Genomic DNA, 12,491 nt, shown 5'->3' on the forward strand with positions numbered 1-12,491 from the left:
TAACATTCATCACCGATATATGATCGAGCGGAATCCGCCGAGGTATCAGCGCATGCGCGTTGCCTCATGGCAGTCCTAATAAGAACAACATCAGGAGTAGCAGCGCCATGAACCTGAACAAGGTCGACCTCAATCTGTTCATCGTCTTCGACGCCATCTACACCGAGGCCAACCTGACCCGGGCCGGACAGATCGTCGGCATCACCCAGCCCGCGGTGTCCAACGCCCTCGCCCGCCTGCGCGAAACCTTCAACGACCCGCTGTTCGTGCGCACCGCACAAGGCATGGTGCCCACGCCCATGGCGCAGAACATCATCACCCCGGTACGCAACGCCCTGCAGCAACTGCGCATCTCCGTGCAGGAGAGCCGCACCTTCAATCCGAGCCAGGCGAACAAGACCTACCGCATCAGCATGACCGACCTGACCGAAGCCGTGGTGCTGCCCCCGCTGTTCCAGCGCCTGCGGCGCCTGGCGCCCAACGTGATCATCGAAAGCATGCTGGCGCGGCGCCGGGAAACCACTAAGGAACTGGCTGCCGGCCGCCTGGATTTCGCCGTCGACGCGCCGCTCAATACCGACCCCCAGGTACGCCACGTCAAACTGATGGAGGATCGCTACGTCTGCGCCCTGCGCAAGGAGCATCCGCTGGCCAAGGACAGGATCAGCCTGGAACAGTACCTGTCGCTGACCCATATCCATATTTCCAGCCGCCGCAGCGGCCTGGGCTATGTCGACCTGGCCCTGGGCAAGATGGGTATCCAGCGGCGCATCGCCTTGCGCTCGCAGCATTACCTGATGGCCTCCAACGTGTTGCACGGCACCGATATGGCGATCACCGTGCCGGAGCGCTTCGCCCGACACAACGACCTGCATTTCGTCGAACTGCCGGTGAGCGATATTCCGTTGCTGGAAACCCACCTGTACTGGCACGAAAGTACCGATCAGGATCCGGCCAATCGCTGGATGCGCGAGCAGATCATCGAAATCTGCCAGCGGGTTACCGCCGAAGAGAAGAAAGCCACTGCGCAGGCCCGCGGAGGTCAGCAGGCATAACGGACGAACGCTGACCCACGATGGATGGGCAGGCAAAAGCTCCACGCGTCGATGCCAACGGGAAGCAGCGTTCCTGCTCGAAGCACTGCAGTCACATCACAATAATCTTATATAAAACATTAATAAAATATCGTAACTAACTGAAATTAAATGCGATTACAAACCTAATGTAATTTCTAGCTTGGGCCGCCAAGGCCTGCCGTCCTTCCAGGTCAGCTCGAGTAATCCAGAACCGTCCAGACACGGCTCAACCCCTCACCGATCACACAGCCCGCTGCGCTGAGCCGCTCGTCGCCCTGCACAACCATTCGGCTCGTCGTCCCGTCCGCCACATCCTGCCGCTCGACCAGCCACTGCACCTTGCCGCAGTTCGGCGTGTCGATGACATAGCTCGCCGCCACCGCGGCATGACTGCTCGCCAGCTTGATCGCATCGACCACCACACCCTGTTCCTCGACGCGCTTGCCATCGGATACCAGCACCGCCCAGGCCTGATCGTCCTCGATGACCAGATAGCTGGCATTGACCCTGGGTTGTTCGACCTGCGGCTGAACGCAGCCAGTCAGAGTGATCAACAGCACAATTGTCATAAGCATCTGTTGCATTGCTAATAGCCCTCGGCAATGGCCATCGACCCGGTGCGTCGGTGATGGCGGATACGGGTGTCATGAAGCGCTGAGGCCTACTATTATCGAATACTGTTTATTTGTACAGTTATTTTGGATTACCCTGTATGCATCACCTCACTGGCCGCTGCCGGGAACCTACCCGGCGAACCACGGCGACAAAACGGGAGCCTAAGGATGCTGGACGTATTGCAACTCAAACACTCGGTGAACAGGATGTCACTGGACAAGGTTCGCCCCACCGTCGAGGAACTGCACCTGGAGGGGATCGTTACCGAAGGTAAAACCCCTTTCACACGCCTGCACTTCAATACCTGCTTCGCCGAAATCGAAGCCCTGTTGCAACGCGCGGGCTACCACAAGCAACTGGATGTGGTCGGTTACCAGGGCCAGGCCTACGCCATGTTCGATCCGGCGCGCTGGGAAGCCGTGGCCGTACTGCGCTGGCTGAAGGATTACGTGGAAGAAGCGCAGGCCTGCCCCGCCTCTTAACGAGTCACCCTTCAACGATGGTGCACGGCCATGGCCCACGAGGACGTGCCGTGAGCAGAGTCCCTGCCCGAGACAGAAGCGCTCTGACGGTGCTTTCAGCAGGTGCCGGGCGACGGCTCCGGATATGGCATGTTGTTTGCCTTGGATCGATACAAGATATCCGCCGCCTCCAGGAGTGGGAAGGCGGGTAACGGACACGGCGTCTGCCAGATCACCTTCCCCCATCGGGTGGTCTGACAGATGCCGTTTTTATTGGTGCGGCCCTCCTTGCCACCCAGCCCGAAGAACGCCGATAAGCCGTGTCGATGCACGCCGGCCCTTTTCGCGGGCAAAGAAAAACCCGGCCGAAGCCGGGTTTTTCCTGACGCCTTGGCCTATTACTGGGCCTGGGCTTCTACTTCGGCTTCTACGCGACGGTTGATCGCGCGGCCTTCTTCGGTGGCGTTGTCGGCAACCGGACGGGACTCACCGTAGCCGGCAGCGTTGACGCGTTGGGAATCAACACCGTACTGGTTGACCAGCACTTCACGAACGGCGTTGGCACGACGCTCGGACAGTTTCTGGTTGTAAGCGTCGGTACCGACGGAGTCGGTGTGACCTTCAACAGTGGTGCTGGTTTGCGGGTACTGGTTCATGAAGTCGGCCAGGTTCTTGATGTCGCCGTAGCTTTCTTCTTTGACAGCGGCTTTGTCGAAGTCGAACTTGACGTCCAGCTCGACACGAACGACCTGAGGCGCTTCTTCAACGGCCGGAGCCGGCTCCGGGATCGGCTCGGGAGCAGCTTCGACAACCTGAGCGACCTGACGGGTGCTGCCACCGAAGTTCAGACCGACACCAACGCCGGCTTGCCACTCGGTGTCACCCTGATCGATGTTGTACAGGGCGTCGACACCAGCACGTGCGTAGAAGATCTCGGTGAAGTAGTACTTGGCACCGGCACCGGCGATAGCCAGGGTGGAGTGGTTACGACCGCCGCTGTTGGCGTCGCCGATGCTCTGGTGACCGAAGCCGCCAGAAACGTAGGGACGCAGGCCTACACCTGGCTGACCGAAGTGGTAGATGGCCTTCAGATCGGTCAGGTTGCCCTTGATGTTCTTGCTGCCAGCGGCGCCTTCGCCGCGCAGGTCGTGGTATTCGCCGTAGGACAGCGCCAGCTCGACATCGTCGGTCAGGTAGTAGCCAATGCTGCCACCGAACAGGTTGCCTTCATTGTGAGCATAGTCACGCTGAACGTCGGTGAAATAGCGATTGGCAAAGCCTTCCACCTCGACAGCGCCTTGGCCTTGAGCCAGCACGCCCATGGAGGTAGCGGCTACCAACGAGCCAATGACTACGCCTAAGGTGTTTTTCAGTTTCATCCGTTAAATCCCCATCTATGATTGATTGAATCGCATGCAGGTAGACATGCGAGTCGTCGGTAAGTTTAACAAAACTCACCTTATGCCAGAGATCGTTTGCCCGAACTAACTTTCGGTAACGCCCGCAAACTTCTCACGCAATCTGTCTAACGCGCGCTTGTAGCGCATTTTGGTGGCGCTGAGCCCCATGTGCATGATGTCAGCTATTTCCTGAAATTCCAGTTCTGCAACAAAACGCAACACCAGAATTTCCCGATCAATTGGGTTGACATGCACGAGCCAGCGATCCAGGCCACCACGATCCTCTATTTTAGGCGCCTTTTCTTCCGACGCCTCCTCCAGCGGATCCAAACTTAGCGCATCCATCAGGCGGCGCTTGCGCCGCTCCTTGCGGTACTGAGTGATGCATTCGTTGTAAGTAATGCTATACAACCAGGTCTTGAATTTTGATTTACCCTCGAAGTTCTTCAGGCCATAAAGAACTTTCAGCATCACTTCCTGACAGACATCATCGGCATCACGATCGTTCCCTAAATATCGCGCACAGACATTGAACAGGGTGCGCTGGTAGCGGCGCATGAGCTCCTCGTAGGCCCGGGTGATATGAAACAGTTCATCGTGGGCACGCGCCACCAACTCCTCGTCGGAGAGCTCGCGGGGGTCATAACGCACGGGCGGTGATTGAATGGTGTTCAAAGCAGATCGGGCCAACGGTCAGGACGAAAACAGCCAGCACCTGATCGAGCAGGTCGCTGGCTGGGCGCATAGGGTAGCAGGAATGCCCCCTCAGCGGCTGCTTACCCGCTGCTCGAGCAGAACCCGGTTGGACAGGGAAACCAGGTCGCCCGAAGCGGTCAGCAGCGTGGTCTTGACCGTACCGATCTCTTCGATCTGCCCGGCGACATCGCCGACCTCTATCTGCTGACCGACCTGGTACAACTCACGTACGTAGATGCCGGCGAGGATCTGGCTGGCCAGGTCGCGACTGCCCAGCCCCAGCGCCAGGGCGACCGCCAGGCCAACGGAAATCAGCACGATGGCGATGACGTTGTTGAGCAGGTCGGTCTTGACCTCCAGCTGACCGATGGCCACGGAGATGCTGATGATGATCACCAGCCCCTGGGCCAGCCGCGCCAGACCATGGGCATAGTCCAGCCCCACGCCTTCGGCGGCGCCACGCACCAGGCCACTGAGCAGCTGCGCCAGCAGCACGCCGGCCAGCAGCACCAGAGCGGCGCCGAATACCTTGGGCAGATACAGGGCCAGCACATCCAGCGTGGCGGACACCCGCTCCAGGCCCAGCGACTCGGCCGCCGAGACCAGGAACACCAGCAGCACGAACCAGTAGATGATCTTGCCGATCAGGGCCGACACCGGCACCTGGATACCGGCACGCCCGAGCAGTTTGGTCAGCCCGGTACCGGCCATCAGGCGGTCGAGGCCGATCTTGCCGAGCAGCTTCGACAACAGGGTGTCGAGCAGCTTGGCCACGACGAAACCGAGCAGCACCAGCACCAGCGCCACGAACAGGTTGGGGATGAAACCGGCGACTTTCGTCCACAGCGCCGTCATCGCGGCAACCAGGCTATGCGTCCAGGGGTCGAGTTCCATTTCAGTCAGCCTTATCAGAAGAACGAGCGGAGGAGTGGCGACGCGACACCGGCGTCACATGCGGCGAGCCACTGTTGAGGGCGAGCATCAGGGCTCCTGCCCAATGCCCCATCAAACCGAACAGATCACCGGCCCCGACCTGGCGGTTGGCGGTCTTCAGGACGCGGTGCAGGCAGGCGTCATCGTCACGGGACGACGACGGGCTTTTCAGCAGATCACGCAAGGATTCTTCAAATGGATCGTGCATGGCAGAGACCTCACAGGACGTCTCGGCTAGACGAGACCAGCATCGCCCAAGTCACATCAGACCCAGCGCAAGCGGCGGAACAGCAGCCATTGCCCGACGGCGATCAGCAGCATCAGCGAGCAGGCGATGAGGAAGCCGTAGGGGCTGTCGGCGCCAGGGATACCGCCGACATTGATCCCCAGCAGGCCGGTGATGAAACTCATCGGCAGGAAGATGCAGGTGATGATGCCGAAACGGAACATGATGTGATTCATGCGCAGATCCATGCGCCGGTTTTCCGTTTCCAGCAGCAGGCCGATACGTTCGCGGGTCAGCTCCAGCTCTTCCAGATAGCGCAGCAGCCTGTTGTTCAGCTCGTTCCAGTAGACACTGTCCTCGACCACCAGCCAGGGCAGCTGGCTGCGGGTGAGCTGGGCATAGATGTCGCGCTGGGGCGACAGGAAGCGGCGCAGCCCGGCGGCCCGGCGACGGATCTGCAGCAGCAGCCCGTGATCGGGCAAGGCGCGCTCGTCGGCATCGACCCTTTCCTCCTGCGTATCGACCCGTTCGGCCAGCCCGGCGACCAGATCCTCGACCTTGTCCGTCAGGTAATCGGCCAGTTGCAGTACCAGTTCGGAGGCGCTTTTCGGCCCCTTGCCAGCCTGTAGCTGCTCGATCAGGTCGTCGGTCGCCCGCAGCGGACGCAGGCGCAGGGAAATGACCCGCCGCGCCTCGGCGAAAATGCGCACGGAGACCATGTCTTCGGGCTCGGCCCCCGGGTTCAGGTTGACCCCGCGCAGGAACAGCAGCAGTTGGTCATTGGCCAGGGCCAGGGCCCGCGGCCGGGTATTCTCCTCCAGCAGCAGATCGCAGGCGAACTCGCTCAGCCCGCTTTCGCGGCGCAACCAGCTCTGCGTCTGCGGATGGCTGCGGTCCCAGTGCAACCAGAGGCTTTGCTCCTCACTCAGGTGCAGTTCACCCAGTTGCTCGCGGGCAATCGGCCGCGCCCCACCCTTTCCGTCCAGCACGAGGGCGTGCACCAGCCCCCACTGCGCATTTTCTTCCTCGTACATCCAATCCCCTGACGACATTGGGATCCCGTTCTATTGCGGCATGCGCAAGGCGCTGGGCGAAACGATGATGCCGTTGTTGTCGGCATAGACGTACTCGCCGGGGCGGAACGTGACGCCAGCGAAGGTGACCGTCACGTTGAGATCGCCGAGACCGCGCTTTTCGGTCTTCATCGGATGACTGGCCAGGGCCTGGACGCCGAGATCGGTCTGCGCCAGCACGTCGACGTCGCGCACGCAGCCATAGATCACCATGCCTTCCCAGCCATTCTTCGCCGCCTTCTCGGCGATCATGTCGCCGAGCAGCGCGCAGCGCAGTGACGCGCCACCATCGACCACCAGCACCTTGCCCGTGCCGGGCTGATCGGCCTGGGACTTGACCAGGGAATTGTCCTCGAAGCATTTGACCGTGACGATCTCGCCGCCGAAGGAATCGCGACCGCCGAAATTGCTGAACATCGGCTCGACGACCGTTACCTGCTCGGGATAGGCGTCACACAGATCGGGCGTGATGTAATGCATGGCGAAGCTCCTGTTGGAAGGTGATCGAAACCAGCAGCATAGACAGTGGCAGGCGCTCGTGCCGCAGCGCTTGCGCGCATGCGACGGCACGCCACAGCGGACAACGGCCAGGAAAATGACCGGAAACCGTCATGGCGTCACATCTTAGCCGCATCAGGGCGCGACAGGAATGCCTTGCGCCTGCTCTGGCGGCGACGCCAGGGAAGCCGATTGCGCCTGATTCAACCAGCGCAACACCAGTGGCCACACCTCGATCTGCGCCCCTTTGCTGACCAGCATACCCACATGGTCGTAGTCGTGGGCGAAGCCCTGGGCGCGGCCGAGGCTGACGAACGCCCCGCTCGCGCCGGCGAACTGCTCGAACAGGGCCCGGCAGGCCCAGGGCGGGTCCTGTCGATCGCCATCGGCGGTCACCGCCAGCAGCGGCAGGCGAACCTCGCGCAGCCCCGACCACCAGTCGCGCTCGGCATCGGCGAAACGCCCGAACAGCCGATGCCAGCGCAGGCTTTCCAGGGCGATGCCAATGGGCTCGTCTTCCGGGCCGCGCTTGAGCCGCGCCCCGGACAGCACGGAAAAACGCCTGAGCAGCAGGCGCGCGCCCCACGCGAGCGGCGGGATCTTCAGCGGCCAATGGACACGGCTCACCTGGGCGCCGAACAGGGCGACACTGGCCATCCGGGCCTGTTCCAGGTAGGCGCCCCCAAGGGCGGCGGCCAGGGTGATTGCGCCCAGGGAATGGCCGATCCAGTGGGCCTTCTGCGGATTCTGCTCATGCACGAAGGCGGCGATGGCCGGCAGGTCGTAACGTGCATAGTCGGCCACGCAATTGCTGCGGTAAGCCTGGTTGCGGGGCGACAGGCCATGGCCGCGCATTTCCGCGATCCACACATCGAATCCGGCCCGGGCGAGAAAAGGCCCCAGGCCGATGCATGTGGGTGAATACCAGAAACGCCGGTTGGAAAAACTGCCGTGCAGCAGAATCACCGGTTCGCCGCGAACCGCTTCCGGTCCGGCGATACCGAGCCGGGTCAGCGCCAGTTCGACGCTGGGGTCGGGGCTGTTGTTCGGTTTCAGGCGGTAGACATCTTCACTCAGGTCGCCACGCAGTTCTGCGCTGATCAAGGCGACGGGAAACAACTCGCTGCTGCTTTGCATCTTCGCTCTGGCATGAAAAAGGGCAGGTAGAACCTGCCCTCGGGTCATCATTCGAATATCGCTGTTCCTGGCGCGTGCTCACGCTCTCGCGGCGACGCGCAGTGGATCGCGATCCTGTGTTCAGGCCTGCTGCTGGCCCTCCGCCAGGAAGAACCAGGTCTCCAGCACCGAATCCGGGTTCAGGGAAACGCTCTCGATGCCCTGCTCCATCAGCCACTTGGCCAGATCCGGGTGGTCGGAAGGCCCCTGACCGCAGATACCGATGTACTTGCCGGCCTTGTTGCACGCGGCGATGGCGTTGGCCAGCAGCTTCTTGACCGCTGGATTACGCTCGTCGAACAGGTGGGCGACGATACCGGAATCGCGATCCAGGCCCAGGGTCAGCTGGGTCAGGTCGTTGGAGCCGATGGAGAAGCCGTCGAAGAACTCGAGGAACTCGTCGGCCAGGATGGCGTTGGAGGGCAGCTCGCACATCATGATGACCTTGAGGCCGTCCTGGCCGCGCACCAGGCCGTTTTCGGCGAGCAGATCGACCACCTGCTTGGCTTCGCCCAGGGTACGCACGAACGGCACCATGATCTCGACGTTGGTCAGGCCCATCTCGTTGCGCACTTTCTTCAAGGCGCGGCATTCGAGCTCGAAGCAGTCGCGGAAGGACTCGCTGATGTAACGCGAGGCGCCACGGAAACCCAGCATCGGGTTTTCTTCTTCCGGCTCGTACAGCTTGCCGCCGATCAGGTTGGCGTATTCGTTGGACTTGAAGTCGGACAGGCGCACGATGACCTTCTTCGGCCAGAACGCCGCGGCCAGGGTGCTGACGCCCTCGACCAGCTTCTCGACATAGAAGCCCACCGGGTCGTCGTAACCGGCGATGCGTTTCGCCACGCTCTCCTGGATTTCCGGCGGCAGGCCGGCCATGTTCAGCAGCGCCTTGGGGTGCACGCCGATCATGCGGTTGATGATGAACTCCAGGCGCGCCAGGCCCACGCCGGCATTGGGCAACTGGGCGAAATCGAAGGCGCGATCCGGGTTGCCGACGTTCATCATGATCTTGAACGGCAGTTCGGGCATGGCGTCGACCGAGTTCTTGCGAATGTCGAAGCCCAGCTCGCCTTCGAAGATGAAGCCGGTATCGCCCTCGGCGCAGGATACGGTCACGCCCTGGCCGTCACGCAGCACATGGGTCGCGTTGCCGCAGCCGACCACTGCGGGGATGCCCAGCTCGCGGGCGATGATCGCCGCGTGGCAGGTGCGCCCGCCACGGTTGGTGACGATGGCGCTGGCGCGCTTCATCACCGGCTCCCAGTCCGGATCGGTCATGTCGGAGACCAGTATGTCGCCGGGCTGAACCTTGTCCATCTCCGAGACGTCGTTGATCACCCGCACCTTGCCGGCGCCGATCTTCTGGCCGATGGCGCGGCCTTCCACCAGCACGGTGCCGGTTTCCTTGAGCAGGTAGCGTTCCATGACCGTGGCGTTGGCGCGGCTTTTCACCGTCTCCGGACGTGCCTGGACGATGTACAGCTTGCCGTCGTCGCCGTCCTTGGCCCACTCGATGTCCATCGGCCGGCCGTAGTGCTTCTCGATGATCATGGCCTGCTTGGCCAGTTCGCTGACTTCGGCGTCGCTGAGGCAGAAACGGGCGCGGTCGGCACGCTCGACGTCGACCACCTTGACCGACTTGCCGGCCTTGGCTTCGTCGCCGTAGATCATCTTGATCGCCTTGCTGCCCAGGTTGCGGCGCAGGATCGCCGGACGGCCGGCCTCGAGGGTGTGCTTGTGCACGTAGAATTCGTCAGGGTTGACCGCGCCCTGCACCACGGTCTCGCCGAGGCCGTAGGCGCCGGTGATGAACACCACGTCGCGGAAGCCCGATTCGGTGTCCAGGGTGAACATCACCCCGGCGGTGCCGGTTTCCGAACGCACCATGCGCTGCACGCCGGCGGACAGGGCGACCAGCTTGTGGTCGAAGCCCTGGTGCACGCGGTAGGCGATGGCGCGGTCGTTGAACAGCGAGGCGAAGACTTCCTTGGCCGCGCGGATCACGTTGTCCACGCCGCGGATATTGAGGAAGGTCTCCTGCTGGCCGGCGAACGAGGCGTCCGGCAGGTCTTCGGCGGTGGCCGAGGAGCGCACGGCCACGGCTATATTGTCGTTGCCGCCGGCCATGGCGGCGAACGCCGTGCGGATCTGCGCATCGAGCTCGGCCGGGAACTGGGCCTCCATCACCCACTGGCGGATCTGCGCGCCGGTCTTGGCCAGGGCGTTGACGTCGTCGACATCCAGGGCATCCAGCGCCGCGTGGATCTGCGCATTGAGGCCGCTCTGCTCGAGAAAGTCGCGATAGGCCTGAGCGGTAGTGGCGAAACCGCCGGGGACCGACACGCCGGCACCCGCCAGGTTGCTGATCATCTCGCCAAGGGAGGCGTTCTTGCCCCCTACGTGCTCGACATCGTGGTTGCCGAGCTTATCGAGGGAAACTACGTACTCTGCCAAGGTGATCTCTCCACTTCAGTGTTGGAAAAGCTCAATGGGGCTGGCGATGCCGCTGGCTGTAAGCCCCGCGACGATGGCCTGGCCCTGGAAAATAAGTCACAATGCCAGCCCATTCGGGCCAGCCGAAACTGGCCTATCATAGCCAAGATTCGCTCCCAGCTTAAGGCCATTGGCGCAATGAAACGAACCGCGTACTTCATCTCGGACGGCACCGGCATCACCGCAGAAACCCTGGGGCAAAGCCTGCTGGCGCAATTCGAAACCATCGGTTTCAGCAAACTCACGCGGCCCTATGTCGACAGCGTGGAAAAAGCGCGCGCAATGGTACAACAAATCAACAATGCCGCCGAAAAAGACGGCGCCAACCCGATCATCTTCGCCACCATCGTCAACCAGGAGATCCATGACATCCTGGCCGAGTCCCGCGGCTTCATGATCGACATCTTCTCGACCTTCCTCTCACCGCTGGAACAGGAGCTCAACTCGCATTCCTCCTACTCGGTGGGCAAGTCCCACTCCATCGCCCACAACGCCAACTACATGGAGCGCATCGAGGCGGTCAACTTCGCCCTCGACAACGACGATGGAGCGCGCACGCATTACTACGACAAGGCAGATCTGATTTTGATCGGTGTATCGCGTTGCGGCAAAACGCCCACTTGCCTGTACATGGCCATGCAGTATGGCATCCGAGCCGCCAACTACCCCCTTACCGAAGACGACATGGAGCGGCTGCAGCTGTCCGACTCGCTGAAAAAGTACCGCGACAAGCTGTTCGGCCTGACCATCGACCCGGACCGTCTCACCGCCATCCGCAACGAACGCAAGCCCAACAGCCGCTACGCCAGCTATGCGCAGTGCGAATTCGAAGTGCGCGAGGTGGAAAACCTGTTCCGCCGCGAGTCGATCAATTACATCGACTCCACGCACTTCTCGGTGGAAGAGATTTCCGCCAAGATTCTGGTGGAGAAAGGCGTCGAACGCCGTTTCAAGTAACCCTCCCTTTTCCGGACACCCGCCATGACCCTGATCGATGCCGTGCTGTTTGCCCCAGTCGCCATGCTGATCGCCCTGACCCCGGGGCCGAACAACTTCTGCGCGATGAACAACGGCATCCGTCATGGCATCGGCGCGGCCGTGCTGGCCACCAGCGGGCGTGCCCTGGCCTTCGCCATCTTCCTGAGCATTTCCGCCATCGGCCTGGGCGCCATGCTGCTGGCGTCGGAAACGGCCTTCACCGCGATCAAGTGGGTCGGCGCGCTCTACCTCCTGTACCTGGGCATCAACGCCTGGCGCAGCCGCGAGTTCAACGGCCTTGATCTGGACAACGCGGCAGTGCCGCCGTTGCAGCCGCAACGGCAACTGAGCCGGCTGATGCTGCAGGAGTTTCTGATCGGCATCAGCAATCCCAAGGCGATCCTGCTGTTCGCCGCGGTATTCCCGCAGTTCATCAAGCCGGGCCAGCCGGCCATCGAGCAGTTCGTCTACCTGGGCGCCACCTACCTGCTGGCGGAATATGCCGCCTCACTGGTCTACGCCCTGTTCGGCCGGCAGATCCGCCGCTTCATCCGCACCCGCCGTGGCGCACGACGCCTGAACCGCACCACCGGCGCCTTCTTCATGGGCGCCGGCGGTTTGCTGCTAGGGTCTGTTGACGGTTCAGCGCGAGCCGCGTTGCCGCGAGAAATCTCGCCAGGCTAGGCGGAGGACGCCGGGAATGGTGTTCCCTTGCCAAGTCCTCCAACAACGCATGGCGAGATTTCCCGCGCAACCCGCAGGGCCGGGCCCGTTTTGCCGCGATGCGGCGTTTCTCGCCGGCTCATTTAGCCCGCTAAACTTCGCGGCTCGTGCCTTGCCTCGCGGCAAAACGGGCTCCGGCG

13 protein-coding genes are annotated in these 12,491 nt (G+C 62.0%); 4 read left to right on the forward strand and 9 right to left on the reverse strand.

Going from position 1 to position 12,491, the window contains the following annotated elements:
- Positions 1–107 precede the first annotated feature (107 nt).
- Positions 108–1,055: a LysR family transcriptional regulator gene (locus DNK34_RS01200; RefSeq protein WP_131174160.1), complete on the forward strand. Its 948-nt coding sequence runs from the start codon at positions 108–110 to the stop codon at positions 1,053–1,055.
- 212 nt (positions 1,056–1,267) lie between these two features.
- Here the strand turns inward: DNK34_RS01200 and DNK34_RS01205 are convergent, their stop codons facing one another.
- On the reverse strand, positions 1,268–1,660 hold the full coding sequence (locus DNK34_RS01205) for a hypothetical protein (RefSeq protein WP_131174159.1): 393 nt from the start codon (positions 1,658–1,660) through the stop codon (positions 1,268–1,270).
- A 198-nt stretch (positions 1,661–1,858) separates the two neighbouring features.
- On the opposite strand from DNK34_RS01205, the gene DNK34_RS01210 reads away from it, so the two are divergent.
- Complete coding sequence (locus DNK34_RS01210; RefSeq protein WP_131174158.1) at positions 1,859–2,173, forward strand: transcriptional regulator; 315 nt, start codon at positions 1,859–1,861, stop codon at positions 2,171–2,173.
- A 377-nt stretch (positions 2,174–2,550) separates the two neighbouring features.
- Here DNK34_RS01210 and DNK34_RS01215 read toward each other — a convergent pair whose 3' ends face one another.
- The 8 genes from DNK34_RS01215 to ppsA all read right to left on the reverse strand — a co-directional run bounded on the left by DNK34_RS01215 (position 2,551) and on the right by ppsA (position 10,611).
- Positions 2,551–3,531, reverse strand: a complete 981-nt coding sequence (locus DNK34_RS01215; protein WP_131174157.1) for an OmpA family protein — start codon at positions 3,529–3,531, stop codon at positions 2,551–2,553.
- 105 nt (positions 3,532–3,636) lie between these two features.
- Positions 3,637–4,227, reverse strand: coding sequence for an RNA polymerase sigma factor SigX (gene sigX, locus DNK34_RS01220; protein WP_131174156.1), 591 nt, complete (start codon positions 4,225–4,227; stop codon positions 3,637–3,639).
- A 90-nt stretch (positions 4,228–4,317) separates the two neighbouring features.
- The gene (locus tag DNK34_RS01225) at positions 4,318–5,142 is read right to left on the reverse strand and encodes a mechanosensitive ion channel family protein (protein ID WP_131174155.1); all 825 of its coding nucleotides are present in this window, start codon (positions 5,140–5,142) and stop codon (positions 4,318–4,320) included.
- A gap of 1 nt (position 5,143) precedes the next feature.
- Positions 5,144–5,389, reverse strand: a complete 246-nt coding sequence (locus tag DNK34_RS01230; RefSeq protein WP_131174154.1) for a CrfX protein — start codon at positions 5,387–5,389, stop codon at positions 5,144–5,146.
- A gap of 56 nt (positions 5,390–5,445) precedes the next feature.
- Positions 5,446–6,441 carry a zinc transporter ZntB gene (locus DNK34_RS01235; RefSeq protein ID WP_131174153.1) on the reverse strand — a complete coding sequence of 332 codons (996 nt, stop codon included), beginning with the start codon at positions 6,439–6,441 and terminating at the stop codon, positions 5,446–5,448.
- Positions 6,442–6,471: 30 nt separating this feature from the next.
- Positions 6,472–6,960: a ribonuclease E activity regulator RraA gene (rraA, locus tag DNK34_RS01240; RefSeq protein WP_131174152.1), complete on the reverse strand. Its 489-nt coding sequence runs from the start codon at positions 6,958–6,960 to the stop codon at positions 6,472–6,474.
- 153 nt (positions 6,961–7,113) lie between these two features.
- Positions 7,114–8,115: an alpha/beta fold hydrolase gene (locus DNK34_RS01245; RefSeq protein ID WP_131174151.1), complete on the reverse strand. Its 1,002-nt coding sequence runs from the start codon at positions 8,113–8,115 to the stop codon at positions 7,114–7,116.
- A 120-nt stretch (positions 8,116–8,235) separates the two neighbouring features.
- Positions 8,236–10,611 (reverse strand): phosphoenolpyruvate synthase, encoded by a 2,376-nt coding sequence (ppsA, locus tag DNK34_RS01250; protein ID WP_131174150.1) that lies wholly within the window; start codon positions 10,609–10,611, stop codon positions 8,236–8,238.
- 177 nt (positions 10,612–10,788) lie between these two features.
- Here ppsA and ppsR point away from each other — a divergent pair, with 177 nt between their 5' ends.
- Entirely contained in the window at positions 10,789–11,607 is an 819-nt protein-coding gene (ppsR, locus tag DNK34_RS01255; RefSeq protein WP_131174264.1) for a posphoenolpyruvate synthetase regulatory kinase/phosphorylase PpsR, read from the forward strand.
- 24 nt (positions 11,608–11,631) lie between these two features.
- Positions 11,632–12,312 (forward strand): LysE family translocator, encoded by a 681-nt coding sequence (locus DNK34_RS01260; protein ID WP_131174149.1) that lies wholly within the window; start codon positions 11,632–11,634, stop codon positions 12,310–12,312.
- The last annotated feature ends 179 nt before the right edge of the window (positions 12,313–12,491 follow it).

Source organism: Phytopseudomonas dryadis, from assembly GCF_004327355.1.
In the GTDB taxonomy this organism is placed as follows: Bacteria; Pseudomonadota; Gammaproteobacteria; order Pseudomonadales; family Pseudomonadaceae; genus Aquipseudomonas; species Aquipseudomonas dryadis.